Genomic DNA, 24,970 nt, shown 5'->3' with positions numbered 1-24,970 from the left:
CCGCATCGGCGGCCACGCCAACCGACCGGCCGGCGGGCCGACCACCCGGAGGCAGCCGGCCCGCCCGCCCCGACCACCCTGTGGGCCGGCCACGTCGCTGCCGCTCGTCCTCGGCCGGCCGCGGGTGTTCCGGCGCGCTGGAACCGACGGATCCGTCCATCCGCTCGGCAGGGTCACGCGGAGTTGCGCCACTTGCGGCCGTGTCGGCCGATCAGTCGGTCGGCGTCGGTCGGGCCCCAGGAGGCGGCCTCGTAGGTGGGGATCGGCGACTCGTCCTTCGCCCAGTTGTCGATGATCGGGTCGACGATCCGCCAGCACTGCTGCACCTCGTCGCTGCGGATGAACAGCGACGCGTCACCGATCAGCGCGTCCAGGAGCAGACGCTCGTACGCCTCCGGGGATTCCTCGAGGAACGTCTGGTCGTACGAGAATTCCATGGTGGCGGTGCGGACCCGGAAGGAGTGCCCCGGCACTTTGGCACCGAAGCGCAGCGAGATGCCCTCGTTCGGCTGGATCCGGAGGATCAGCGCGTCAGCATCGAGGCCGGTGAGCTGATCGGTCGGGATCGGCAGGTGCGGCGGCCGCTGGAACTGCAGTGCCACCTCGGTGAGCCGGGCGGGCAGGCGCTTGCCGGTGCGTACGTAGAACGGCACCCCGGCCCAGCGCCAGTTGTCCACGTTGAGCCGCATCGCGGCGTAGGTCTCGGTCCGCGACAGAGGGTCGACGCCGGCCTCCTCGCGGTAACCGGCCATCAGCTCCTCGCGGGTGCCGCCCCGGGTGTACTGTCCCCGGACCGCGGCCTCGGCGATGTCCCGGTCGGTGGGGAGGCGAATCGCCTGCAGCAGCTTGACCTTCTCGTTGCGCAGGCCCTCGGCCTCGAATGAGGCCGGCGGCTCCATCAGCGCCAGCGCGAGAACCTGGAGCACGTGGTTCTGCACGATGTCCCGCATCGCGCCGGCGTCCTCGTAGAAACCGCCACGGCTGCCGACGCCGAGGGTCTCGGCGACGGTGATCTGCACGTGGTCGACCCAGGAACGATCCCAGATGGGCTGGAAGATCGAGTTTGCGAAGCGCAGCGCCAGCACGTTCTGGACGGTGTCCTTGCCCAGGTAATGATCGATACGGAAGACCTGGTGCTCGTCGAAGGCGCTGTGCACGACGCCATCGAGTTCGCGGGCCGTGACCAGGTCCCGCCCGTACGGCTTCTCGATGACCAGGCGGGAGAATGAGCCTTCGCGTGCGTGGTTGAGCCCGACTCGGGCCAGTCCGTTGATCACCGGCTCGAAGGCCCCGGCCGGGGTGGACAGGTAGAAGAGCCGGTTGCCGGAGGTGCCCCGCTGTGCGTCGAGCTCGTCGAGGGTCTCCACGAGCCGCTTGTAGGTCTCCGGGTCGTCGTAGCCGCCCGCCACGTACCGCACGCCGCCCTGGAGTTGGCGTGTGCCGGCGAGGGCGTGTTCGCCGAGGGCGCTCTCGGCGAACTGCTCGTCGGTCATCGGGGTACGCGCGACACCGACGAGCGCGAACTGGTCGGGGAGTCGCTCGTGCCGAGCCAGGCTCTCCACCGCGGGCAGCAGCTTGCGCCGGGTCAGGTCACCGGAGGCGCCGAAGATCACCAGCGTGGCCGGCGGGGCGCTCCGCTCCTGGATGAGCTGGGCTGCGTGGTCCATGGTCTGCGTTCCTCCGGGCACAAGGGGTGTGGGGTCGAGGGATGCCGTGCTGTCATGCCGGGACTCGTGCGGCTGTGGCGGTAGTTTCCGGCGGCCACCCGGCGTGGCCCGTTGGTTGCGGACCTTGAGCGTCGCATGCCGACTGACGGGTAGGCGACCCGACGTCGCCGGTCGTCGGGCATCGGTGGGCCCACGTCCACTCACCGTCCGTCGCCAAGATGCGCACCCAGAGACTTGAAATCCTACCTAGTTGGTAGGAAAATCGACCCATGCTGCTCGTACGGCTGTTCACCTCCCGCCGGGTCGTCGACCTGATGCGGATCGCCGCGCAGCTCTGTCGCGTGGCGATCCTCCCGGCCTGAGCAAGCGATTCCCTCTCCGCCGGTTGTCGTCCCGCCGGCTCGCGTCCGGCATTTCCGCACCCGTTCCCAGCGCTCCGCGCCACACTCCTCGGGAGGAACGCCATGACCTCGTCCACCGACGACCCGACCGACGCCGACGCCGACGCGCTGCGCGGGTTGCTGCGCCACCAGGCCAGCAGCGTCACGGTGGTCACCGCCCCCGGTGCGCCGCCCGTGGGCTTCACCGCGACGTCGTTCACGTCGGTTTCGCTGACGCCACCGATCGTCTCGTTCTGCCTGAACCTCGGCTCGTCCACGTGGCCGACGCTGGCGCGGGCCCGGCACGTGGCGGTGCACCTGCTCGCACACGGCCAGCACGAGTTGGCCCAGAGATTCGCCACGAGCGGCATCGACCGCTTCGCCGCACCGACCCGCTGGCAGCCCGGGCCGAACGAGCTGCCGATCCTCGACGACACCCTGGCCTGGCTGGTGTGTCGCGTCGTCGACCGGGTTGTCGTCGGCGATCACGTGGTCGTGCTGGCCGAGCCGGAACTGCTCCGGCACGCCGACGTCGGCACTCCGTTGCTCTACCACCGGGGTCGCTACGCGGGCCTCGCGGATGCTCCGGACGGCGCGGCCCGTCGCGCCGCCGCCTGACTGTCGGGCCGGCGTCCTGCGCCGGTCGTCCTCGACAGGGTCGGGTCGTCTGTCCGAGCGTGGTGGTCACACCCGACGACGATGGCGCAACGGAACGGCAACCGCTATGGCAGCGCTGTGCCACGGGCGCTCAGCCACAGTTCGTACCACTCCTCGTGGGTCAGTTCGGGTGCCCGGCTCGCCGCATCGTGGCAGGCGCGGATGCGGTCGGGACGTGCGGTGCCGATCACGGGAGTGACCCCTGCCGGATGTCGCCGGATCCACCACAACAGGATCGTCTCGGGCGTGGTGCCCTTGCGCTCGGCGAGGGCGGCGACGTGCTCGGCCGTGGTGCGCTCCGTCGGTGTCTCCTGGGCGCCGGTGAAGCGCCCCCGGCACAGGGATCCCCAGGCCTGTAGGCCGATCCCGTTCGCACGGCAGTACTCCACGGTGCCGAGTGGGAAGCCGGTCGCCGCGGACTCCGGGGTGTTCACCAGGACGCCGGCCTCGACCCAGGCCCGCTGGGCGAGGCTCATCTCGAGTTGGTTGGCCACGAGTGGGCGATCGAGACGTGCCTGCAGCTGCGCGATCTGTGCGGCGGCCATGTTGGAGACGCCGAAGTCCCGTACCAGGCCCTGGCGGTGCAGGGAGGTCAGTGCCTCGGCGGTGTCGTCCGGATCTGCCAGCGGGTCCGGGCGGTGCAGCAGCAGCACGTCGATGACGTCGGTGCGCAGGCGGGCGAGGCTCTCCTCGACGCTGCGGACGATCTGTGTCCCGCGCAGGTCGTACCGGCCCGGCCCGGAGTCGTCGGCCAGCCGGATCCCACACTTGGTCTGGAGCAGGATGCGCGACCGCAGTTCCGGCGCGCGCGCGAGGACCTCCCCGAAGACCGCCTCGGACTTGCCGTACCGGTAGATGTCCGCGTGGTCGAACCCGGTGATGCCGATGTCCAGTGCGGCCGTGATCGCCGCTTCGGCGGCGTCGATGTCCCGCGCGCCGTAGGGCTGCGTGTCCCAGTCCCCACCGAGCCCCATGCAGCCGTAGAGCAGCCGGTGGCGGCGAACGTCGTCGGTCGCACTCATCGATCGGCCCGTACGCTTCGGGAAGCCGCCGGGGCGAGCTGGCGGCTCGTTACTCGTACCTGGAGCACCGTGGGAGCCTCCGTTCGATCGGTGCGGGCCGGACGGTCGGGAGACCGCCGAGCAGGTTCTTCCCGGTCATTTTTGGGCACAACAACGTCGTGGTGCAGACGCGAGCGGTCGATGCGGTCCTGTTCGATTTCTCCGGAACGTTGTTCGACGATTCCGCCGTCCTGACCGTCGCGGCGGTGCGCGAGGCGGCAGGCGCGCGGGGCGCGGCGTTGGACGACGGGCTGGCGGCCAGGCTCATCGAGGCCGCCCTCGCGGTCGCCGACTCTCCCGCGGGTCTCACCCGCCGCGAGGGGTGCGACCGGTCGATGCGGCGGCACCGCGCCGTCTGGTCGGAGCTCTTCACGGAGGCGGCCGTCCGTTCGCTGCCCGGGCGACCACCCGGGGCGTTGGCCGACGCGTTGTACGCCTGCCTGACCGATCCGCTGTGCTGGGAGCCCTATCCGGACACCGCGCCGGTGCTCACCGCCCTGCACCGAGCCGGGGTGGCGCTGGGCGTGGTGAGCAACATCGGCTGGGACATCCGCCCCACGTTCGAGGCGGTCGGCATCGCCGGCCTGCTGCACGGCGTCCTGCTGTCCTGCGAGCACGGCATGGTCAAACCCGAGCCGGAGTTGTTCGAGGCCGCGTGCGCGGAGCTGGACGTACCCGCCGGCCGTACCCTGTTCGTCGGCGACGACCCGGTCCGGGACGGCGCGGCCAGCGTGGTGGGGATGCCGGTCTACCTGCTGCCGCGCGACCGCGCGGTGTCGCGGCCCCGGGGCTTGGGCAACGTGCTCGCCCTGGCCGGCTGCTGAGCGACACGGCCGCACGGGTGTGCCGTCGCCACGCGCGGCCCGACCCTGGTCGGCCGTCCTCGACCTCTCAGCCATGGCGGTCCCGGTGGTCCTCGGCCAGGCCGTCGAGCTGCTGGCGCACCCACTGCTCCACGGTCCACGGGGCGGCCACCTCCCGCCTGCGCCGGGCGGCCTCGGCCCGTTCCTCGGCCGGCGCGGTGAGGCCCGCGCGGATCATGTCGGCCTGTTCCACCAGGTCGAACGGGTTCACCGTGCGGCTCACCGGTGCGAGGAGCTCTGCGGCGCCACACATCTCGGACAGCACCAGATCGGCGTCGCGGGTGTTGACCAGCGCCGCCTCGAACGCGCTCAGGTTCTGCCCGTCGACCGTCGAATTGAACACGAGCAGGTCCGCGCGCTGAAAGCAGCCGATGCTGTGGTCGATGTCGCCGTCGCAGTGCACGCGTACGCGATCTCCGCCGAGTTCACGGTTGGCCTCCTTTGCCGCCTCCTCGACCCGACGTGTGTAGTCACTGTTGGCGGCCACGTAGAGGCGGCTGGGGTTCATCCGGACGAGCATCTTGGCAGTGTCGAGCCTCTCGTCGGAGCGCACCGCGCGCAGGAAGGCGCGTACGGCCCGTTCGGCGTTCTTCGCCGGATCGGTGCGGCCGGCGTGCACCACGAGCGGGTCGTCCCCGACCCACTCCGTGACGCCCTCCGGCAGCCGGGGCCGGCGTCCGCGCAGGGTGAGCGGGCTGTAGCCGAGCGGCATGGCACGCACCCGGCACCGGTTGCCCCGCCACCGCACCACCCCGGCGTCCCGGTCGACCTTCGCGTCCGGCAGCAGGTCGGCGACGCAGTCGAGGAAGTTGCGCACCCACCGGCTGGTGAAGAACCCGATCGTGGTGGCCGCCAGCATGCTCTCGATCAACCCGGTGCGCACGTGCGCGGGCAGCACCCGCCAGTAGTCCGGTGTGGGCCACGGGATGTGCACGAAGAGCAGCACCGGTGCGTCCGGCCGCCGCTCGCGCAACAGCGCCGGAACACCGAGAAGTTGGTAGTCGTGCACCAGGTACACCGGGTCGGCGACGCCGTCGGAGGCGTCCAGCAGCGCGGTCGAGAAGTCCGCGTTGAATGCGGCGAAGTGGTCCATCGCCGTGTAGGTCCGGTCGGTGAAGGTGGGGGTGGTCCAGCGGTCCCAGCCGTAGTTGTTGGCCGCCCAGAGCAGCTCGGCGGTGACGAAGTCCTGCACGACGGCGAACGTCTCGCGGTCGTGGCGCAGCAGCCGGATGGTGACACCGCCGCCGGACGGTAGCTGAACTTCCAGCCCGTCCGGGTGCTCGGCGGCCACCTGACGGTCGCCCTCGGTGTCGGCGCTGGCGATCCAGGACACGCCGAGTACGCCGGCCTGGTCGGCCACCACCTTGCCGGTGCCGCCGGGGGCCAACGTGGGGTGCAGCTCGCCGGTGTCGGGGTCGGGCGCGAAGCTCACCGCGGCCCGTTTACTGGCCAGGAACAGGTGGCCATGACTCATGTCGATTCCTCCCGTGCCGTTTGGACGGATGCTGGCGGAAAGGGACGCGCGGTCGTGCTCCTATCCGCGACTGTCGGTGTGTGCGTAGTCCCGAGGGGGTTCGGTCTGCGGGCGCCGGCCGCGGTCCTCGCGGCGGCGGGCGGCGGCCGAGGCGAGTGCGGCGGGCGCCATGAGCATCGCGACGACCCCGATGAACCCGACGGCGACCGACAGGTTCGTCAGCTCCGCCACCCCGCCGATCATGGGGGGACCGATGAGGAAACCTGAGTAGGCGATGGTGGTCACGAACGCGATCTCCCGCTCGCCGCCGGTGCCGTCGCTGCGCCGGCCGACGGCGCCGGCCAACTCGATGGCCACCGGGAAGGCGAACGCGACGCCGGCACCGGCGAGTACGTAACCGCCGTAGGTGAGCGCGGCCACCGGGACGATGGCCGCCATCAGCAGGCCCGCCCCGGCGAGCAGGGAGCCGGCTACCAGGACCCGGATGGCGCCGAAGCGGCGTTCGATCCGTTCGCCGAAGAGCCGGACCACGCCCATGGCGAGGCAGAAGACGGAGTACATGACCGCTCCGGCCGCCTCGGACATGCCCCGCTCCCGGACCGCGAACAACGCCGACCAGTCGCCGTTGGACCCCTCGACGACGGCGGAGATGAACGCGACGCTGCCCAGCAGCCACAGCACCGGGCGGCGCAGCATGCTCCGGTCGAGCCCGCCGCGCTGCTCGGGGGCATCGGTGGCCGGCTCCTCGATTGGCACGAACCGGATCACGGCAGCGGCGATGGCCAGCGACGCGAGCGTGACCAGGGTGAAGTACCCGAGCAGGTCCACGCGGTGCCCCGCGGCGACCGCGGCGGCCAGCGAGCCACCCAGCGCGCCGAAGCTGAAGCCGGCGTGGAAGACCGGCATGAGAGGTCGGTCCGTGCGGCGGATGACGGTCACCGCGGCGACGTTCATGGACACGTCGAACACGCCGAAGGCCGCGCCGAGCAGAACCAGGACGAGGCCGAGTTGCACCGGTGAGGTCACGAGCGCGAGGACCGGCAGTAGGCCCGCCGCCGCGACGGCCGAGACACCGATCATGACCCGGGCGCCGAAGCGGGCGCACAACCGGCCCGCGACGGAGGCCGCCGCCGCCAACCCGACGCTCGCGCCGAGCAGGACGAGACCGAGCACCCCCGGGCTGGCACCGATCTGTTCGGCGAGGCTCGGCATACGCGGCGCCCACGAGCCGGCGATGATCCCGTTGAGCAGGAAGACGACGAATACCGGAACTATCCTCGTACGCACCTGGTCATCTCCTCTCCGCCGGACGGTCGACGCCGTCGTCGCGACGCCCGTCCCGCCGGCTCCGCCTCGGCCTCGGCCTCAGGTCGATCCCGTCCCCGCCCTCACCCGATGGACTCCGCGAGGCGAGCGGCGAGCGCGACAGTGGTCAGGTGGGTGTTGGCCCGTGGGATCACCGGCACCAGCGAGGCGTCCCCGACGTACACGTTGGACAGCCCGTGCACGCGCCCATCGGCATCCGCCACCGCCGCGGGATCACTGTCCGGCCCCATCGCGCAGGTGCCGACAGGATGCCAGTACCCACCGGGCGTCTCGGCAATCGCCGCACGTTGCGCGGGCGACCACGGGGTCAGCGTGGCCATCCCGCTCACCGGGGTGGTCTCGGCGAGCTTGTGGGCCACGTCGACCCCGTCCAGGGCCACCTGGCGGTCGTAGCCATCGGGGTCGGAGAAGTAGGCGTGGTCGATCAGTGGCTCGGCCAGCGGATCCAGCGACCGTGCCCGCACGTGACCCCGGGACCGGGGCGAGAGCACGAACACGTACAGCGCCACCGCCAGCGGGCCGGTGTAGCGGCCCCGCTCGTCCTCACCCGCCCCGGCGGTCGGCACGATGTGCAGGTCCCAGTAGTCGTCGGCGGCCAGGCCGGAGCGGGCCTTGAGCACCGTCTGCGCCATGTACACGTCTTGGTCGGACAGCACCATCGCGCCGGTCGGAACGAGCGGGATGTGGACCTTCGAGTGGTCGATGAGGTTCGCGCCCACGCCCGGCATCGCCGACACGACCGGTGCGCCCAGCTCGCGCAGCACCTCCTCTGGACCGATCCCGCTGCGCATCAGCAGCGGCGGGTTGCCGTAGGCGCCCGAGGCCAGCACCACCGTGTCCGCCTCGACCGTCTCGGTCCGCCCATCCCGGATGATCTCCACTCCGGTGGCGCGGTCACCGGTCATCAGCAGCCTGACGGCCAGCGAATCGCCCTCGATCCGCAGGTTGGGCCGGTCGCGGGCGGGGTCGAGATAGGCGAACGCGGCGTTCCAGCGGAGGTGGCCGATCGCGTTCAGCGGCACCCAGCCGACACCCTCCTTGGCGTCGACGCTGTTGACGTCGTCCAACGGCGGCAGCCCGAGCTGCCGGGCCCCCGCCTCCACCGCCCGGTGCCACAGCCCCCGGTCGGACTCCGCCACCCCGCGTACCCGCAGCTGGCGAAGGGCGTCATCGAGGTACGGGGCGAACCCGGCGTAGTCCCACGCGTCGTGGGAGTAGGCACCCCAGGCGTCGTAGTCGGTCGGCGCTCCGACGGTGGTCCAGCAAGCGTTGCTCACCGACGACCCGCCGATGACCCGGGCCCGCGAGTGGTACGGCGGCGCGTCCGGCGCCCAGTCGTGGCTGCGCGCGGGAGACCGGCAGTCCAGCAGCTCGGCCGGCCACCGCCCGGCCTGGTACGGCCCGTAGTCCGGTCCCGCTTCGAGCAGCAGCACCGAGCGTCGTTCGTCTTCGCTCAGCCGGGCGGCCAACACGCACCCGGCGGCACCTCCGCCGACGACGACAACATCGGCTCGCAGGTTCTCTGGCATCGTCTCTTCCCTTCCTTCGGATTCGATCTGCGCGCGTTCAGCCGGTCCGCACGATCGGGGAGACAGGCTCCGGTCACCGGGTCGTCCAGCGCAGGCCCGTAGACGCTCGCCGCCGCGCCGCCGTTCCGCGTTCGTACGGAAGGTGCCCGTCCGGCATGTGGACGACTTCGAGGTACGGCCCGGTGGGAGTTCGCACGTAGACCCACCGGTCACCGGCGATCGGCCCGTCCGGGATGGTCTCGGGAGCGCCCAGCACCGTCACGCCCGGCTGCCGGCGCAGGTACGCGACGGCGGCGTCGACGTCGTCGACGTACAGCGCGAGGTGCCGGCCCCCCACGTCGCTGTTGCGCGGCGGGCGACACGCGGCTCCCGGCACGTCGAAGTGGTACAGGTCGACGTTGTCGGTGGGGCCGAGCCGGAGGGCGGCGTGGGTCACGGTGCCGTGCGCCGGCACGCCGAGCGACGCGGCGAGGCTTCCGTGCTCCAGCCGGGCCGAAGGGGCGCAGTAGAGCAGTTCGGCGCCGAGCACCGCGGTGAAGAAGCGGGTCGCCTCGGGCAGGTCCGCGACGGTGTACGCCAGGTGGTCGACGTTGTGCAGGCCGGGCACGACGGCGGCGGCGGGCGAACCGTCGTCCCGGTTGGTCCACGACGGGCAGGGACCGAATCGTCCGCTGCCCGTCCGCGCCTCGGCGGGCACGGAACGGACCTCGAACGACAGGCCCCAGGAAGTGGTCAACCGGATCCAGCGGGTACCGGCCCGCGGGGAGTCGGGCGGTTCGGTGTACGCCGGGCCGACCGGGCGTACGTCCGGCCGGCGCAGCAGGTGCGCCGACGCCTCGTCCACGTCGTCGACATACAGCCCGAGGTGGTGGCTGCCCACCTCGTGCGGACGTGGTGGGACGGTCACCTGGTCGGGCGCCTGGTACTCGAAGAGCTCCACGTTGGTGACCGGCCCGAGCCGGACCAACGCGATCCGGGCGCTGGCGCGCGGGTGCACGTCGAGGTGGACGGCCATCCAGTCGTCGCGGTGGGACAGCGGCGGCAGCGCGTACACCAGCTCTCCGCCGAGCCCGGCCACCAGGAGGTCCACCGCCGCGTCGACGTCGCTGACCGTCATGCCGACGTGGTCGACCCGACGGGCGGTCGGCACGCCCGGAGTGTGGTCGGAACGGGTCGCTGTCATGCCGGCAGCCCTTCCACGATCGGGGCGGTGCCGAGCAGGTGGGTCGTGCCGGCGTCGACTCCGCGGATGGTGAGGTGCGCCGTCGCGGGGTGGTGCGGCAGCAGGTGACTGGTGAGACAGCTGTTCTCCGGCCGCGAGGCGTACCTGCTGTCGGCTCGCGGCACCGGTGTCACCAGGTCGTCGGGCACTCCGAGCCGCCGGGCGATGGAGGTGGCCCACTCGGCGCGGCTGATCCGCTCGGGCCCACCGAGATGCAGGAGTTCCGGTGCCGGAGCGGACGCGACCGCCGCCGTCACCCGGGCCACGTCGTCGACCAGGACGGGCGTGACCCACTGGTCGACCGGCGCGGCGACGGGTTCACCGCGTCGCAGACGGTCCGTGCAGGCGGCGAAGAAGTTCAACCACTTGGCGCCGGGGGACTCCTGCCCGTACACCAGGCTGACCCGCAGGATCGTGGCGGACGGCTGCTCGCGGACCACCCGCTCGGCGGCCAGCTTCGCCTGCCCGTACGCGTTGGCGGGGCGAGTCGGGCTGTCCTCGTCGTAGCGGTGGGACGTGCCGTCGAACACGTTGTCCGTGGAGATCATCACGAGCCGACGTCCCGCCGCGGCAACCGACATGTTCCGCGCTCCCGCGACGTGGATGTCCCGCGCCCGCGTCGGGTGGGCCTCGCACCAGGTGACGTCGGACGGGCCGTGGACCAGCACCACCGACTCGGCGTGCGCCTGGCGGACGGCCACCGCGCAGGCGGCTGGGTCGCTCACGTCGAGCTGTAGCCACGGCAGCGGGTCGTCGCCGACCACCGGGGACACCGGGTGTCGCGAGGCGACCACGGCACCGTGGCCCTCGGCGATCAGGTGAGCGGCCAGGGCGCGGCCGACGAAACCACTGCCTACGATGAGTACCCGCATGACCGCTCCTACCTCTCCCCGACGGTGGACAACTGGACGTCAGCCAGGTTTCGTGAGGCCAGGCGTCCCATGCCGATCAGGCCGTGGTCGTCGTCCGGGGCGCCGAGACGCACCATCCGCTCCACCTCCCCGGCGTCGAGTCCGAAGCAGCCGACCGCGCGGAGCTGCCCGGTCAGGTGCGTGACGATCGGCTCACCGACGGCGACCGCGAACCCGCCGATCACGACGTACCGGCGAATTCCGATCGCGGTGTAGACGCACGAGATCGCCAACGCCAGGTACCGCAGGGCCTCGCACAGCACGTCGGTGGCGAAGGCGTCCTCCTCGCGCACGGCCTCGGCCAGCGCCTCGCAGGTCATGGCCTCCGGATCGGCCGACGGTCGGGCCAGCGCCGACCCGGCGAAGCGGTCCGGGTGCTCGTCCGCCGCGCGGCGGGCGGCGGCCAGCAGGCCCCGACCCGAGGCGACCGCGCCGAGGTGGCCGCGACCTCCGCAGTCGCACGGCAGCGCGTCCGGCCGCGGGTCGACCAGCCAGTGCCCGAGTTCTCCGCCGTAACCGAGCGGATGCACCAGGACGTCGCCGTCGCGGAAGACCTTGTTGCCGATGCCCGAGCTGATCGTGACGACGCAGAACCCCTCGGTCTCCGTCGCGGCGTAGCGCCACGCCGCGGCGGTCATGTCGTTGGCGACCACCACGGTTCGGCCGAGCCGCCGGGTGAGGATCTCCCCTACGTTGAGCGGTTCCCCGCCGCCACCCCAGATGGTGGGCGCGGCGAGCACCATGCCCCGTTCGTCCACCGGGCCGGCGAACGACACGCCGACGACGCGTGCCTCCGGGCACGTGCTCAGGTAGTCGGCGAGCCGGTCGCCGAGCTGCGCCAGCACCCGGGACTGAAGCCGCTCCGACGGCTCCTGCGGGTACCTGCCCAGCCCGTCGACGGCATGCCGGGTGACGTCGTCCAGACGGCCGGTCGCGGCGTCCCACCGGCCGATGCGCAACGTGGTGCCGCCGATGTCGGCGACCACCACGGTCGCGCCGTCCGATCCGTTCCAGTCGGCCATCACGCACCACCCGTCGGCGCCGCCAGGCCCGGGGCGGCCAGGGCCATCGACTCCGACGCCGGGTCCACGACCGAGCCGTCTCCCAGGACGACGGCCGAGTCCACGACGGCGCCCGCCGGCACGCGCGCTCCGGGCAGCAGTACGGAGTTCCGTACCCGTGCGTTCCGGCCGATCCGCACGTCGGGAAACGCCACGCTGCCCTCCAACCGACCCTGGTTGCGCAGGTCCGCCCGGACGACGCTGCCGCGGACGCCACCCGCATCGGTGATGATCCGGCAGGCGAGTTCCGGCCGCAGGGTGCGGGGCAACTCGGTCAGACGCATCGTCGGCCGGGGCTCCAAGAGCCGCAGGTGCGCCCGGTGGTAGCGGTCGACGGTGCCGATGTCCTCCCAGTACCCGTGGACGGGGTACCCGCGGATGCGCTCACCGCCGGCGAGCATGGCGGGAATGACGTCCCGGCTGATGTCGTGCCCCCAGTCGGTGCCGTCCAGCCGTTCGAGGTAGCGATGCAGGATGGTCGCGTCGAAGAGGCAGAACGCCGCGAACACGAGGTCGCTCGTCGGGTCCGCGGGCTTCTCCTCGAACGATGTGAGGTTGCCGGCGTCGTCGAAGGACACCATGCCGAACAGGTGCACGTACCGGCGCTCGATGCGTTGGTACGCGAGTGTCAGCGCGGCGCCGGAACTCCGGTGCGCAGCCACCATCGGCGCGTAGTCGAAGCGGTACACGTGGTCGGCGTGCAGGACCAGTACCTCCTCGGTCGCACCGCCGAAGATGTAGCGCGCCTTGGACATCAGCGCGTCGGCGGTGCCCCGCTCGGCCGGCCAGGTGCGCTCGGGAAGGTGCGGCGGCAGTTCGCCGACGCCCGCGTCCCGATACGCCCCGTCGTACGGTCCGAAGTGCAACCGGAAAGTGTCGCCCAGGTTCCAGCTCACATGCAGGGAGTCCATGAGCTGCCGCTCCTCGAACTGGGACAGGAGGAGCACCTCCCGCAGGCCGGAGGAGCGGGCATTGAGCAGACTGAAGTCGATGAGTCGGCTGGTACCGCCGAAGGGGATCAGGGGCTTCGGCGTCTCGGCGCCGACCCGGCCCATCCGCCGCCCTTCGCCGCCGGCCAGCACGACCGCGCGCACCCTGTTCATGTCGTCACCTCACGTCCTCGCCGTCGCGTACCGTCGCGGTCCGTCAGCTGCCCAGGTGAGCCGCTCCAGGTCGGCACACGCGCGGGTCAGCTCCGCCGCCGTCACGTCGTCGACGAAGTGCGCGGCGCCCACGCCGACGGGCAGCGGGAGGAGTTGCCGGCCGTCGCGGTGTCGCACCGTGTCCTCAAGCGCGTGTCGCAGCAGCTCCGGCGTGCAGACCGGATGCCACCGGGGGAGACCCACGTCACCCATGACCTGCCAGATGTGGCGAGCCTCGGTGGGACTCACCATGCCGCGGTGCAGGGCCAGCACGGTGGTGAGAGCCATGTCGACGCAGACCGCCTCGCCGTGCAGCAGTTCGGGAAGGGCCCGCATCTCGATCGTCGGCGAGAACGAGTGTCAGTAGTCGACGAGCCGCTTCAGGTCCTGCTCCCAGAGGTTGGGCTGCAACTCCTCCAACATCCCGTGGATCGCCCGCCGCATGACCTCCGACGCGACCGCACCGGACCGGCTCTCGCCGGAGGTGCCCCACCGGTCCCGGATGAGTTGCCGGCCGTGCCGGGCCAGCAGGTCGAACAGCATCTCGTCCTTGATCAGGCCGATCTTCAGGATCTCCGCGAGCCCGTTGCGGAGGTGCTTCTCGCTGAGTGTGGACAGGAACGACGGGTCGACCAGGGTCACCGTCGCCGGGTGGTAGGAGCCCAGTCGGTTCTTGTGCTGGTCGAAGTTGACGCCGGTCTTCACTCCGATGCCCGCGTCGACCATCCCGATCAGGGTGGTCGGCACCTTCACGTACGGCGTGGACCGCCGGTACAGGCCGGCCGCGAGTCCGACGATGTCGGTCAACACGCCGCCTCCGATGGCGATCACCGGCTCCCGCCGTCGGGCGATGCCGAACGCGTCCATCGCCCGGACGACCTGGAGCGCCGTGTCGAGGGATTTGTTCGCCTCGTGGGCGTCGACGACGCACACGGCATACTCGACCTGCCGTACCGCGAAGTAGTTCTGCAACGCGTGGGCGTGCAGGCGATATACCTGGCGATCCACGACCACGAGCCGCCGCGCCGCCGCATTCTGCCCGGTGGCCCCCGCACAGATCAGGGCGTCATTTCCCGGGTCGAGCAGGCGCTGCGTGACGCGCACCTCGTAGCTCACCGTCTGACTCGTTTTGACCTGCCAACCCGGCCGCTGCGATTTCGTGCTGAATAAGCCGTCCCGCGTGCCGGGTATTGGCTGCCCCGAACAATTCTTCTCGGCGATGACTCTGCCCTCCGTTCCGAAACGGAACGCCCGTCCAGGCATGAGAACCGTTTCGTCCACGCGGACCGCGTGCCGGTGACAATGGTGGGGCGCGCCCTGCGGCGGCACCACCTTGTCGACGCGTCCACAAATCCGAAAATCACTCCGACCTCCCGAAGCTAGCGAGGCCGTCGCGGCGGGCACAAGGGGGTCCAACGTGATATCTGGTCGCTCACGAAATAAACATCGGTCCGATTGATCGACCGGATTGTGTCGTACAACTTTCGATACCGGAGACCGTACTTCTGGTCGACGATGGCATCCTCCCGGCCGCTTACTGATCCACGCCGTCCGGTCCGTGCGGACGTGTCGGCCCTGGGATAGACTCATTCAGCGAGATCATTTTGTGGGATCAGGGCACTGACGGGGAGTGTCAATGGCCGGTCGGGTGGATGACGGGTCGCCTGCAAGCCGGCTCGAATCGCGACGGCGGCAGGTGCTGGCGGAGTTCGAGCGGCGGTTGGACTGCCAGCACCGGACGGTTGCCCAGCGGCGCGACACGCGGCACGCCGTCCTCGCCTGCGCCACCGACGCGCTCGACAACATGATCGCGGCGGTACGTGACGACGGTGCCGTGTCCTGGCAGCCGGACGGGTCGTGCGACGACAGCCGGGTCGAGGGTCTCCGCAGCCATCCGGCGGACGTCGTGTACGCCCTCACCGACTTCCTCGGCATCGCGGCGACAACCGCCGCCGAGTGCGTGACCGACTCTCCGCACCGACTGGTGTCCGGCATGCGGGCCCTCACCGGGACGGTGTCCTGCCACGTCGCCAGGACGACGTCGTCCGCCCGGCACCATCGCGCCGACGAGCTGCGCGAGGCGCGGCGGGAGGAGCGGCGGCGTTTCGCCCGCACCCTGCACGACCGGCTCGGCGCGGACATCAACGTGGCGCACCGTCACCTTGAGCTGTACGAGGTCCTCCAGGCCAGGGAACCGGCCCGGGCGCACCACCGGGTGGTCTCGGCGCGGCAGTCGCTCGCCACGGTCATGACCCAGATCCGGCAGCTCGCCGCAGGCCTGCGGGTCGACGAGACGTTCGACGGCCTGGAGCGGGGCCTGCGTGAGTTCCTGGCCGCTATCGGCACCGACGCCGTCGACACCCGACTGGTGCTGACCGGCGACGAGGAGCACCTTCCGCTCCCGACGAGAGCCGAGGTCTACCTCGTGATCCGTGAGGCGGTCCGCAATGCGCTGGTCCACAGCAGGGGCAGCTCGGTCTCCATCGCGATCGACATCCGACCCGGTCGGCTTCACACGGTCGTCCGCGACGACGGGGTCGGATTGGGCCGAGACGTTTCGGCGGCGCGGGGCACGGGCATGGCGTCGATGCGGGAGCGAGTGATGCTGCTCGATGGCTCGATCCACATCGACAGCTCCACTGGCTGCGGCACGACGGTCGAGATCCTGGTGCCCCACGAGCATTGACCGGCCCGAGACGGGCGACCGCCGCGTCGCGGCGATCGCCGCTTCCCAGCATGGTTCGTCAGGTAGCACGCAGGGGAGTGGTCCATGGAACTGAGAACGCCGCCCGTTCCGAACGGAGAATTGAACAACATTCGGATCGCGCTGGTGGACGACCACGCATTGTTCCGCGAGGGCGTGTCCGAGATCCTGCAATTGGAGAAGGACATCGAGGTGGTGGCCGAGGCCGGCGACAGCACCGCCGCCATCGCCGCGATCGGCGAGACCAGGCCCGATATCGTACTGCTCGACGTGGAGATTCCCGGTGACGACGTCGGCGTGACGGTGCGGCGTATTCGTGCGGCCTCACCCGAGACGAAGACGATAATCCTCAGCATGCACGACAGCGGGGTGCTCGTGCAGCGACTGCTCGGCCTCGGCGTGCACGGCTATCTGCACAAGAGTGTGAGCCGACTGGGGCTCCTCGCCGCGATCCGCGACAGCCAGGTGAACGATTCGCACATCGTGGTGTCGGTTTCACCGCACAGCCTCGTGCCGAGCCGGGAGGGAATCGTCGCCCTCTCCGAACGTGAGCGCGAGGTGCTGCACCTCGTGGCGCGCGCGATGAGCAACGCGCAGATCGCCAACCGGCTCGGGCTGACCGAGGCGACCGTGAAGCGGCACCTGCGGAACATCTTCGCGAAGCTCTCGGCAGTCTCCCGGCTGGACGCGGTCAACAAGGCGGTCGCCGCGGCGCTGATCGACCCGGCTCTGCCCGTGAAGGGGCCTTCGGCAGCCCGACGACCGGCTTGATCGACCCCACTTCCGACTTCTGCGACCATCGTCCGATGGAACAGGTGAGCAGCCAGGTCGTCTACCACAACCCATGGATGACGGTTCGCGAGGACGTGATCCGCCACCCGGACGGCAGCCCCGGCCTCTACGGAGTGGTCGAGAAACCGGACTTCGCCCTGGTACTGCCGCGGTGGAGCCGCGGGTTCTGGCTGGTGGAGCAGTACCGCTACCCGATCGGACGCCACGCCTGGGAGTTCCCCCAGGGCGGTTGGAGCGCCGGGAGTGGCGGTGACCAGCTCTCGCTGGCCCGCCAGGAACTTGCCGAGGAGACCGGCCTGCACGCAAGCGAGATGCGTCACCTCGGGCACCTGTTCGCCGCGTACGGCTTCTCGAACCAGGGCTTCGACATCTACCTGGCGACCGGGTTGACCGAGGGCGAGCCCGATCGCGAGGTCAGCGAGCAGGGGATGCGCCACAAGGCGTTCACCGACGGGGAGGTCGCGCAGTTGATACTCGCGAAACAGCTCGTCGACGCGCCGTCCCTGGCCGCGCTGACGCTCTACCATCTGACGTCCACCGTGGCCGGCTGAGACGGGGTGGTCGTCAGCGACCGGGTCACGCCTGTCCACCGATCGATGGACAGCGGGTGACGGTCGAGCGGTCGTTCCGCAGCAAGGGTCGTGACCGGCATCGTCGACGGTATGACAGCCATTGAGGTCATCGGCCTCCGCAAGGCCTATCAGGGACACGAGGTGGTGTGCGGGCTCGACCTCACGGTCGCCCGAGGCGAGGCCGTCGCACTGCTCGGCCCCAACGGAGCGGGCAAGACCACCACGGTCGAGATACTTGAGGGACACCGCCGCCGCGACGCCGGCCAGGTCCGTGTTCTCGGCGAGGACCCGGGCACCGCGGGCCGGACCTGGCGGGCGCGGATCGGGGTCGTCCTGCAGAACGCCGACGACGCGGCCGACCTCACGGTCCGCGAGATGGTACGGCACATCGCCGGGCTGTATTCCGACCCGCGGCCGGCCGACGAGGTGATCGAGCTGGTCGGTCTCGGCCAGCAGCGCGACAGCAGGATCCGTACGCTCTCCGGCGGGCAGCGTCGCCGCGTCGACGTGGCGCTCGGCATCGTGGGACGCCCGGATCTGCTCTTCCTCGACGAGCCCACGCCCGGTCTCGACCCGCAGGCGCGTCGGCAGGTCTGGGAGCTGATGCGTTCGCTCGCCGCGGAGGGCACCACGATCCTGCTCACCACCCACAATCTCGAAGAGGCCGAGGTTCTGGCCGACCGGCTCGCGGTGCTCGCGGGCGGTCGCATCGTCGCCGAGGGCACTCCCACCACGCTCGGCGGTCGCGGCACGCTCGGCGCGGCGACGGTGAGCTGGCGGGAGAACGGCGCGCGGCGCGTGGAGCAGGTGACCGATCCGACCGATCTGGTGCGCCGGCTGGTGGCCGAGGACGCCGACCTGCGCAGCCTCACGGTCACCCGTCCGTCCCTCGAAGACGTCTACCTGACCCTGGTCGGAGCGGGCAGATGACCGCCGCGCCGCTGGCGGCCACCCTGCCGTCCACCCTGGCGAGCGGCCTGAGCCGGGGCCGCGTCGAACTGCTCATGTTTCTGCGCGACCGCACCGCCGTGGTGTTCACCTTCGCGTTTCCGGCCATGATTCTGCTGCTGTTCGGAACCATCTTCGACGGCGGCGACGACCGCGGCGGCGTCAGCGCGAGCCAGGTCTATTCCGCCAGCATGATCGCGTACGGCGTGTTGTCGACCGCGTTCGTGACGATGGGCTCGGGGCTGGCGGTGGACCGCGAGGACGGCACGCTCAAGCGTCTGCGTGGCACGCCGATCCCGGCCGCCGCGTACCTGATCGGCAAGCTCGTGCTGGTCCTCGTGCTCAGCATCGCCGAGGTGGTCGTGTTGGTCGGCGTGGGTTCGCTCGTCTTCGGCACACCATTGCCCGACGCGGCGCACTGGGTCACGTTCGGCTGGCTCTTCCTGCTGTCGACCGCGTCCTGCGGGCTACTCGGTGTGGCGGTCAGCGCGATGGTCACGCACGCGCGCACGGCGGGCACGATCCTCAACGTGCCGGTGGTCGCGCTGCAATTCATCTCCGGCGTCTTCATCCACCCCATCACGCAACTGCCGCACTGGCTGATCGTGGTGGCCTCGGTCTTTCCCGTGAAATGGATGAGTCAGGGCTTCCGCTACGTCTTCCTCCCGGACAGCATGAGGGAACTGGAGGCCAACGGCCGGTGGGAACTTGGCCGCACGGCGTTGGTGCTCGGCGCCTGGACTGTGATCGGATTGGTGCTATGCCTGGTGACCTTCCGGTGGAACCAGAAAGATCGCTGAGGCAGCGCGAGGCGCACGCCGGTTACCTGTTCTGGTGGGACGCCTACTTCGGCCTGGTCGCGGCGGCGGTGGCCGCCGCGACCGTCGTGATCGACGACCATCTGCTGTGGCGCCGCTGGCTGGCAGTCGGTGCGATCGCCGCGATGGCTCTGCTGCACCTGACGGTCGGTCGGCGGCAGATCCGGCGCGACGCCGACGACGGCGCGGGCCTGGCGGTCCTGCTGACGTACCTCCTGTTCTACGTCGTCGCGGTGGCGGCCGCGCCCTTCGCGACCTGGCTGCTGTTCGCGGTCGTCCCGCTCATCTTCCAGCTCGTGGACGTGCGCGTGGGGATCGTGCTGGCGATCCTCGCGAACCTGGTCACCCCGGCGGTCAACCTCGTCGAGGAGCCGCGCGAGGTGCCCACCGATCTGCTGATCGCGGTCATCACGGGGTCGGCGAGCATCTGGGTCAGCTTCTGGACGATGCGCGTGATCCGGCAGAACGTGGAGCGCGGCATGCTCATCGACGAGCTGGAGGCGAGCCGTGCCGAGGTGGCCCGCCTCTCGCACGACGCCGGGATCTCCGCCGAGCGGGCCCGTCTCGCCAGCGAGATCCACGACACGCTCGCGCAGGGCTTCACGAGCATCGTCACGCTGCTACAGGCGTATGACCCGGAGCTGCGCGACGAGCGTCTGGCGTTGGCGGTCCGTACCGCGAAGGAGAACCTGGCCGAGGCGCGGGCCCTGGTGGCGGCGCTCTCACCCGCGGCGCTCGCGTCGGGGTCGCTGCCCGACGCCGTCCGCCGTCAGGCCGCCTACTGCGGTCGGGAAGCCGGGGTGATCGCCACCGTCCGGGTGATCGGCACGCCACGGGAGTTGCCCACACCGGTCGAGGTGGTCCTGCTGCGGGCCGCCCAGGAGGCGCTGACCAACGTACGCCGGCACGCGCACGCCACCGAGGCGCAGGTCGTGCTGGCGTACGACGACCGGGGCGTACGCCTGATCGTGCGGGACGACGGACGGGGGTTCGCGTCCGACCGCGTCGACGGGTTCGGGCTCGCCGGGATGCGCTCGCGCGCCGAGCAGGTCAAGGGCGTTCTCACCGTCCACGGCGGACCTGCCGGCGGCACGATCGTCGAGCTGGAGGTGCCCGCGTGATCCGCATCGTGCTCGTCGACGACCATCCCGTCGTACGGATGGGGTTGCGCGGCATGCTCGACGCCGAGGCGGACCTGACGGTGGTCGGCGAGGCGTCGTCGGGGCCGGAGGGCGTGCGGCTCGCTGCCGAGCAGCATCCCGACATCGTGCTCATGGACCTGCGCATGCCCGAGGGTGACGGAGTCGAGGCGACCGGGCGCATCCGCGCGCGCGTGCCGGGCGTCCGGGTGGTGGTGCTCACGACGTACGAATCGGACCGGGACATCCTGCGGGCGATCGAGGCCGGTGCCAGCGGCTATCTCCTCAAGGACGCCACACCGGCGGAGCTGGCGGAGGCGGTCCGGGCAGCGGCCCGGGGCGAGACGGTACTCGCGCCGAGCGTCGCCTCCACCCTCGTGCGGCAGGTGCGGCATCCCGCGCCGCCGGCCCTCTCCGCCCGCGAGACCGAGGTTCTGCGCCTGGTCGCGCGAGGGTTCACGAACGCCGACATCGGGCGGGAGCTCTATATCAGCGAGGCCACCGTGAAGACCTACCTGCTACGCGTCTTCGGCAAGCTCGACGTGGCCGACCGCACGGCCGCCGTCACCACGGCGCTACACCATGGCCTGATCTGACTTTACGGGTACGCCCTAGTCCTCCCAGCAGAACTCGAACGTGCCGGCCTCGATGCGGTCGATGAGCTGGCCGACATCGTCGGCCTGCCGGACCGCGCTGTCCCAGCTGCTGGTGATTGATCGCGATGCCGGGATGGTCGTCGGTGGCTTCGGACTGGCCGGTGGGCCGCCACAGGGCGATCGTGTCGGAATCGTGAATCGTCTGCTCCTCGCCAATTGTTCGGGACTGTTCGGAACAGAACTACCGGCCTCGTCGCCTTGAGGTTGATATCGCAGCAGAGCTAGCTTCAGCCTTCGTCGATGCGTGGTGTGCGACGCGAACGACATTTCGCGCCACGGGGTGCCGCTATCAGTCAGCAGGCCGAAACCCGACGACACGCCTCGACAGCAACCTAGCCAAGGGGGGATTTGCATGCTCGGCAGAAGACGTTGGTCTGGGCGCGGTCACCGTCTGGGGTTGGCCTCCCTGCTCGTGGGTGTGTTGGTGCTGGTGTCGTCCGGGCAGCCGGTCTATGCCGCCAACCTCGGCAGCGAGCCGACCCTGCCCTACGCGCAGCCGACCGACACCAGCCTGCCCAGAGCGGGCTGCGACACGACCGCCACCGACCCGAAGAGTCCGCCGGCCAACAGTCCGGCGGCGGTTCAGGTCATCTATGCGTGGAACAACTCCACCGGGAACCAGTATGCGACGAACGTCGAGCACGCCGCCCGCGTCATGGACCGCGTCGACTGGCTGCTCGACCAGGCCAGCAACTACGACCAGCACCTCAAGGTGAGCTGCCGGTCGACGACCACCGGCACCTACAACCAGTACGCGCAGGCGATGGTGACGCCGGAGAAGATCGACACCACGAACACCGACTTCTGGTCGATCGCGAACGAGCTTTCGGCCAAGGGGTACGACGACAGCAACCGCTGGTACGTGGTCCTCACGGAGTTCCCCGCCCCATCCAACTCGGCGTACTGGTGTCCGACCAGTGGAGGTAGCAGCTGTGTCTCCATCGTGGAGGCCTGGGACAGTGGGGTCGTCGGGCACGAGGTGGCCCACCTGCTCGGCGCCGGTCATGCCTACATGAGCGAGCACGTCTGGCAGGACTCCAACGGTAACTGGCAGGCCGAGCAGTACTGCCCGGACATCATGATGTGCGCTGGCGACTGGTGGTCCTTCGACCTGGGCTACCGCCAGAACTACGACCCGAGTGAGACCAGTGCCCGTTTCTATGTGGACAACTACCCGTCGACGACGACGAACAACGCGGCGGTCCACCCGCTGCTCACCCCACCCGTGTGCTGCGATGTCGGTGCCAACAACGACCTGCTGACCGCGCAGGAACGGACCATCGAGGCGCAGGCGCCGGGCACCCCGAACCCCACCGGGTTCACCACCTCCGGTTCCGGGGCGGCCATCTCGGTGACACCGCAGGGCCCGTATGCCGGCATTTCCGCCCGCTACTTCGACAACCGTCGTTCGTTGCAGTTCGTCAGCTCACCGCAGTCGGCCGAGAAGTCGGTCATCGTGAGCCGTAAGCCATCGGTGACGCCAGGACACAACTACAAGTTCTTCGTCCGGCTACGCGCCGACTCCGGCACCGCCGCGCTCCGTATGCGGTGGTACAACTCCGCGGGCGCGCTACTGTCCACGTCTCCCGGCAGCCCGTTCAGCCTGACGTCGAACTGGTGGGAATGGTCGTACGAGGCGGTTGCACCGTCGAACGCGGCCAGCGTGCAGATCTCGGTGGTGGCACCGGCCGGTGCCTCGCAACCGGCGAGCCTGACCATGCACGTGGACACGCTGCAACTGACCGACTGTAGCGCCAACCAGAACTCGCTGTGCCGCCCCACCACCTGATCACCTGGCTGATCCGACCCTTCCTCGCGTCGCCCGAGCGCGACGTGGGGAAGGGTCGGATCAGCCTCTTCGTACCGTGGCCCCGGCTCGAATCGCCCGCGGAATCTCGGCGACGTCGTCGACACGATCCAGCAGCACGGCAAGGTCGTCGCCGGACGCGGGTGAACTCACCTCGACCTGGTAGGTGATGCCGCTCGACATCCACGTCTGCGTGTCGAAACCACCCTCGGCCGATACCCGTACCCCGTCGATCCGGATGCCGAGTTCACCCGCCTCCCGATATACGTCGTTCAGGACGCAGCCAGCCGCAGCGAGGTGCAACAGGTGCGCCCCGGTGAAGTCCGCCTCGACCGTAACGCCCTCGGGCGTCCAGCGATGAGGAAAACGGACCGCGCCATCATCATCCGATCTGAACGAGCCGGCACCGACCACGACCGCGAAGTGCTCCACCGGTTGCTCCTGTCCGCCTTGCCGGAACCGACCGGCTCATTGTTGCCCGCTACCAGCAGCACCACCAGCCGCGACATTCGCCTCTGCCGCTGACAAGGGGCCGTGGCGAGGTTCATCGAGCCGCTCGGCCGCCGGGGCATCACCATCAGGGGGAGGACGCACCGACCGCTTTCGCATCACCTGAACGGGCAGTGACGGGTTCGCCGCTGCGGCCTCGGCCAGCTCGGCGTCATCGAGCAGCTCGATGATTCGGTCCGTCGGTAGTTGAGGGCAGGCCGCCATCATGTGGCGTACCCCGGCCTCGGGGTCGTGGGTGAGTCGGTCGACGAGCGCCGGATCTGCCCGCGGGTCGCGGGCGGCGAGTCGTCGGACCGCCGGATCCGGGTCGTCGGCGAACCGGGCCAGCCCTGCCGTCGGGAAGTTCGGCAGGGTCAGCAGTCGAGCGCGGCTGCACTGGCAGCGCTCGTACTCGCGGTACACCCGCAACAACAGGTCGGGTGGCGCGGCCGGATGGTGGTGGGCGAGGAGAGCGCGTACGCGGGCATCGGAATCGTCGCAGAGCGCGGCGACGACGTCGGCGGGCAGTCGCGGATCCACCGCGGCCCGTCGGCGCAGCAGCGGGTTGACCGACGCGGCGAGGCGGACCGATTCCGCCATTGATGGTAGGGGCGGAGGCGGCAACGCCGACCAGTTGTGCCAGGGCGGGTCCGTCCGACGGTCCCACGGTGCCGTGGTCACGTCGATGTCGATCGCCGCACGGTCCATCTCGCTGAGCGCGGGATGCAGGGAGACGGCGGTGCGTACGGAGACGTCCGGATCAGCGGCGAGCCGCGCCAGCTGCGGGCGGGTGAGGTCGTCGCGCTGGGCGAGACCGCTCCGGACGGCTGCCGAGGGGTGGTCGAACAACGCCTCGACCAACTCCGGCGGCAGGTGCGGGTTGGTCGCCATCGCGTCGACGCCCTGCCTGCCGTCCCGACCGGCGAGCACGTGCTCGACCAGCGTGGGCGAGAGCCGCAGGTTGCTCAGCGTGTCCCGGTACGCGTACCCGTTGCCGGGCAGATCCGCAGGCTCCTGCACGCGTTCCCGCTCGGCGAGGAAGTGGGCGGCCGCCGTCCGTACCTCCGGCACGTCGTCGTGCAGCAGGGCTTCGCGCAGCTGCGCGCGGGACGTCTCGTGCACGCTGCCGAGCAGGCGGATCGCGGCGGCACGCACGAGGGGTTCCGGGTGGGTGGCGATGACAGGCACCGCACGCCGGTCGCGAATCCCGACCTCGAACGCCTCGCCGCGTAGCTCCTCTGGCCTCATGATGCCCTGCCGGAAGTATTGGACGAGCCGGTCCAGCGACCGCAGGAAGGCGTGAGCTGGCAACGCCAGGTCCGGATCCTCACGGACGAGTTCGAAGACGCGACGCTCCGGGTCGTCCAGGAGACGGAGTCGGATCTCCGGGTCGACGTGGGGGTTGGCCGCGAGCGCGCCGCGTACTCGGGCTGCGGGGTGCCGGACCGCCGCCGCGACGACGGCGGGCGGTAGGTCGGCCCGTCGCCGGAATGCCGCCGGAACGGCCTCGGCGTGGTTGTCGAGCAGGCGCAGGAGTACGTCGGTCGGTGCCGCTGGGTTACCCGCCAGACCCCGTGCCACCGGGTCTCCGGTCGGGCGCTCCAACCAGAGGTCGCCGCGCATGTAGACCACCCGGGGGGTACCAGGATGGGCGTCGCTCGTGGCGGAATCGGCGGACGGCCGGAGTGTCGTCCAACAGCTGTCGTTGATCACGACGAGTGAGGGTATAGCCGCGAAAGCGCCGCTCAACAG

The 24,970-nt window shown here is 70.5% G+C and carries 23 protein-coding genes and 1 pseudogene; 11 read left to right on the top strand and 13 right to left on the bottom strand.

What is annotated here, in order from left to right; all coding sequences use genetic code 11:
- Positions 1–173: 173 nt before the first annotated feature.
- Positions 174–1,667 (bottom strand): glucose-6-phosphate dehydrogenase, encoded by a 1,494-nt coding sequence (gene zwf / locus ACN269_RS08335; RefSeq protein WP_421471884.1) that lies wholly within the window; start codon positions 1,665–1,667, stop codon positions 174–176.
- Between the two features lie 464 nt (positions 1,668–2,131).
- Here zwf and ACN269_RS08330 point away from each other — a divergent pair, with 464 nt between their 5' ends.
- Positions 2,132–2,665: a flavin reductase family protein gene (locus ACN269_RS08330; protein ID WP_421471883.1), complete on the top strand. Its 534-nt coding sequence runs from the start codon at positions 2,132–2,134 to the stop codon at positions 2,663–2,665.
- A 104-nt stretch (positions 2,666–2,769) separates the two neighbouring features.
- Here the strand turns inward: ACN269_RS08330 and ACN269_RS08325 are convergent, their stop codons facing one another.
- A complete protein-coding gene (locus ACN269_RS08325; protein WP_421471882.1) occupies positions 2,770–3,726 on the bottom strand; it encodes an aldo/keto reductase in 957 nt (318 codons plus the stop codon).
- Between the two features lie 158 nt (positions 3,727–3,884).
- Between ACN269_RS08325 and ACN269_RS08320 the strand changes: the two genes are divergently transcribed.
- Positions 3,885–4,589, top strand: a complete 705-nt coding sequence (locus ACN269_RS08320) for an HAD family hydrolase (protein ID WP_421471881.1) — start codon at positions 3,885–3,887, stop codon at positions 4,587–4,589.
- 67 nt (positions 4,590–4,656) lie between these two features.
- Here the strand turns inward: ACN269_RS08320 and ACN269_RS08315 are convergent, their stop codons facing one another.
- The 9 genes and pseudogenes from ACN269_RS08315 to ACN269_RS08275 all read right to left on the bottom strand — a co-directional run bounded on the left by ACN269_RS08315 (position 4,657) and on the right by ACN269_RS08275 (position 14,409).
- Positions 4,657–6,102 carry a trehalose-6-phosphate synthase gene (locus ACN269_RS08315; RefSeq protein ID WP_421471880.1) on the bottom strand — a complete coding sequence of 482 codons (1,446 nt, stop codon included), beginning with the start codon at positions 6,100–6,102 and terminating at the stop codon, positions 4,657–4,659.
- 60 nt (positions 6,103–6,162) lie between these two features.
- Complete coding sequence (locus ACN269_RS08310) at positions 6,163–7,389, bottom strand: MFS transporter (RefSeq protein ID WP_421471879.1); 1,227 nt, start codon at positions 7,387–7,389, stop codon at positions 6,163–6,165.
- Positions 7,390–7,490: 101 nt separating this feature from the next.
- Positions 7,491–8,957, bottom strand: a complete 1,467-nt coding sequence (locus ACN269_RS08305; protein WP_421471878.1) for a GMC family oxidoreductase — start codon at positions 8,955–8,957, stop codon at positions 7,491–7,493.
- A 73-nt stretch (positions 8,958–9,030) separates the two neighbouring features.
- The gene (locus ACN269_RS08300; RefSeq protein ID WP_421471877.1) at positions 9,031–10,140 is read right to left on the bottom strand and encodes a VOC family protein; all 1,110 of its coding nucleotides are present in this window, start codon (positions 10,138–10,140) and stop codon (positions 9,031–9,033) included.
- Entirely contained in the window at positions 10,137–11,051 is a 915-nt protein-coding gene (locus tag ACN269_RS08295; RefSeq protein ID WP_421471876.1) for an SDR family oxidoreductase, read from the bottom strand. The genes ACN269_RS08300 and ACN269_RS08295 overlap by 4 nt, the downstream gene beginning before the upstream one ends.
- Positions 11,052–11,059: 8 nt before the next feature.
- Entirely contained in the window at positions 11,060–12,112 is a 1,053-nt protein-coding gene (locus tag ACN269_RS08290) for an ROK family protein (protein WP_421471875.1), read from the bottom strand.
- Positions 12,112–13,254 carry a sugar phosphate nucleotidyltransferase gene (locus ACN269_RS08285; RefSeq protein WP_421471874.1) on the bottom strand — a complete coding sequence of 381 codons (1,143 nt, stop codon included), beginning with the start codon at positions 13,252–13,254 and terminating at the stop codon, positions 12,112–12,114. The genes ACN269_RS08290 and ACN269_RS08285 overlap by 1 nt, the downstream gene beginning before the upstream one ends.
- A gap of 9 nt (positions 13,255–13,263) precedes the next feature.
- A pseudogene (locus ACN269_RS08280) lies at positions 13,264–13,641 on the bottom strand (3-dehydroquinate synthase family protein); the annotation flags it as partial.
- 12 nt (positions 13,642–13,653) lie between these two features.
- A complete protein-coding gene (locus ACN269_RS08275; RefSeq protein ID WP_421471873.1) occupies positions 13,654–14,409 on the bottom strand; it encodes an iron-containing alcohol dehydrogenase in 756 nt (251 codons plus the stop codon).
- Between the two features lie 520 nt (positions 14,410–14,929).
- On the opposite strand from ACN269_RS08275, the gene ACN269_RS08270 reads away from it, so the two are divergent.
- The 9 genes from ACN269_RS08270 to ACN269_RS08230 all read left to right on the top strand — a co-directional run bounded on the left by ACN269_RS08270 (position 14,930) and on the right by ACN269_RS08230 (position 22,711).
- On the top strand, positions 14,930–15,979 hold the full coding sequence (locus ACN269_RS08270) for a sensor histidine kinase (RefSeq protein ID WP_421471872.1): 1,050 nt from the start codon (positions 14,930–14,932) through the stop codon (positions 15,977–15,979).
- A gap of 84 nt (positions 15,980–16,063) precedes the next feature.
- Positions 16,064–16,768 carry a response regulator gene (locus tag ACN269_RS08265; RefSeq protein WP_421471871.1) on the top strand — a complete coding sequence of 235 codons (705 nt, stop codon included), beginning with the start codon at positions 16,064–16,066 and terminating at the stop codon, positions 16,766–16,768.
- Positions 16,769–16,803: 35 nt separating this feature from the next.
- Entirely contained in the window at positions 16,804–17,340 is a 537-nt protein-coding gene (locus tag ACN269_RS08260) for an NUDIX domain-containing protein (protein ID WP_421471870.1), read from the top strand.
- 111 nt (positions 17,341–17,451) lie between these two features.
- Positions 17,452–18,291, top strand: a complete 840-nt coding sequence (locus tag ACN269_RS08255) for an ABC transporter ATP-binding protein (RefSeq protein WP_421471869.1) — start codon at positions 17,452–17,454, stop codon at positions 18,289–18,291.
- Entirely contained in the window at positions 18,288–19,109 is an 822-nt protein-coding gene (locus ACN269_RS08250; RefSeq protein ID WP_421471868.1) for an ABC transporter permease, read from the top strand. Before ACN269_RS08255 ends, ACN269_RS08250 begins: the two co-directional genes overlap by 4 nt.
- Positions 19,088–20,248 (top strand): sensor histidine kinase, encoded by a 1,161-nt coding sequence (locus ACN269_RS08245; RefSeq protein WP_421471867.1) that lies wholly within the window; start codon positions 19,088–19,090, stop codon positions 20,246–20,248. Before ACN269_RS08250 ends, ACN269_RS08245 begins: the two co-directional genes overlap by 22 nt.
- Positions 20,245–20,862, top strand: coding sequence for a response regulator (locus tag ACN269_RS08240; protein ID WP_421471866.1), 618 nt, complete (start codon positions 20,245–20,247; stop codon positions 20,860–20,862). Before ACN269_RS08245 ends, ACN269_RS08240 begins: the two co-directional genes overlap by 4 nt.
- Positions 20,863–20,923: 61 nt before the next feature.
- Positions 20,924–21,124, top strand: coding sequence for a hypothetical protein (locus tag ACN269_RS08235; protein ID WP_421471865.1), 201 nt, complete (start codon positions 20,924–20,926; stop codon positions 21,122–21,124).
- Positions 21,125–21,319: 195 nt separating this feature from the next.
- Positions 21,320–22,711: a hypothetical protein gene (locus ACN269_RS08230; protein ID WP_421471864.1), complete on the top strand. Its 1,392-nt coding sequence runs from the start codon at positions 21,320–21,322 to the stop codon at positions 22,709–22,711.
- A gap of 60 nt (positions 22,712–22,771) precedes the next feature.
- On the opposite strand, the gene ACN269_RS08225 is transcribed toward ACN269_RS08230, so the two are convergent.
- Positions 22,772–23,143 (bottom strand): OsmC family protein, encoded by a 372-nt coding sequence (locus tag ACN269_RS08225; RefSeq protein WP_421471863.1) that lies wholly within the window; start codon positions 23,141–23,143, stop codon positions 22,772–22,774.
- Positions 23,144–23,197: 54 nt separating this feature from the next.
- Positions 23,198–24,931, bottom strand: a complete 1,734-nt coding sequence (locus ACN269_RS08220; RefSeq protein WP_421471862.1) for a HEAT repeat domain-containing protein — start codon at positions 24,929–24,931, stop codon at positions 23,198–23,200.
- Between the last annotated feature and the right edge of the window lie 39 nt (positions 24,932–24,970).

The sequence above is a fragment of the Micromonospora sp. WMMD736 genome (assembly GCF_049179015.1).
Taxonomy (GTDB): domain Bacteria; phylum Actinomycetota; class Actinomycetes; order Mycobacteriales; family Micromonosporaceae; genus Micromonospora.
Note: the sequence above shows the minus strand (reverse complement) of the source record. Positions and strands in the feature narration are given on the sequence as shown.

Coding starts and splice junctions, on each gene's coding strand:
- zwf (WP_421471884.1), bottom strand. CDS start 1,667: ATGGACCACGCAGCCCAGCTCATCCAGGAGCGGAGCGCCCCGCCGGCC.
- ACN269_RS08330 (WP_421471883.1), top strand. CDS start 2,132: ATGACCTCGTCCACCGACGACCCGACCGACGCCGACGCCGACGCGCTG.
- ACN269_RS08325 (WP_421471882.1), bottom strand. CDS start 3,726: ATGAGTGCGACCGACGACGTTCGCCGCCACCGGCTGCTCTACGGCTGC.
- ACN269_RS08315 (WP_421471880.1), bottom strand. CDS start 6,102: ATGAGTCATGGCCACCTGTTCCTGGCCAGTAAACGGGCCGCGGTGAGC.
- ACN269_RS08305 (WP_421471878.1), bottom strand. CDS start 8,957: ATGCCAGAGAACCTGCGAGCCGATGTTGTCGTCGTCGGCGGAGGTGCC.
- ACN269_RS08300 (WP_421471877.1), bottom strand. CDS start 10,140: ATGACAGCGACCCGTTCCGACCACACTCCGGGCGTGCCGACCGCCCGT.
- ACN269_RS08295 (WP_421471876.1), bottom strand. CDS start 11,051: ATGCGGGTACTCATCGTAGGCAGTGGTTTCGTCGGCCGCGCCCTGGCC.
- ACN269_RS08290 (WP_421471875.1), bottom strand. CDS start 12,112: ATGGCCGACTGGAACGGATCGGACGGCGCGACCGTGGTGGTCGCCGAC.
- ACN269_RS08285 (WP_421471874.1), bottom strand. CDS start 13,254: ATGAACAGGGTGCGCGCGGTCGTGCTGGCCGGCGGCGAAGGGCGGCGG.
- ACN269_RS08270 (WP_421471872.1), top strand. CDS start 14,930: ATGGCCGGTCGGGTGGATGACGGGTCGCCTGCAAGCCGGCTCGAATCG.
- ACN269_RS08265 (WP_421471871.1), top strand. CDS start 16,064: ATGGAACTGAGAACGCCGCCCGTTCCGAACGGAGAATTGAACAACATT.
- ACN269_RS08260 (WP_421471870.1), top strand. CDS start 16,804: ATGGAACAGGTGAGCAGCCAGGTCGTCTACCACAACCCATGGATGACG.
- ACN269_RS08255 (WP_421471869.1), top strand. CDS start 17,452: ATGACAGCCATTGAGGTCATCGGCCTCCGCAAGGCCTATCAGGGACAC.
- ACN269_RS08250 (WP_421471868.1), top strand. CDS start 18,288: ATGACCGCCGCGCCGCTGGCGGCCACCCTGCCGTCCACCCTGGCGAGC.
- ACN269_RS08235 (WP_421471865.1), top strand. CDS start 20,924: ATGAGCTGGCCGACATCGTCGGCCTGCCGGACCGCGCTGTCCCAGCTG.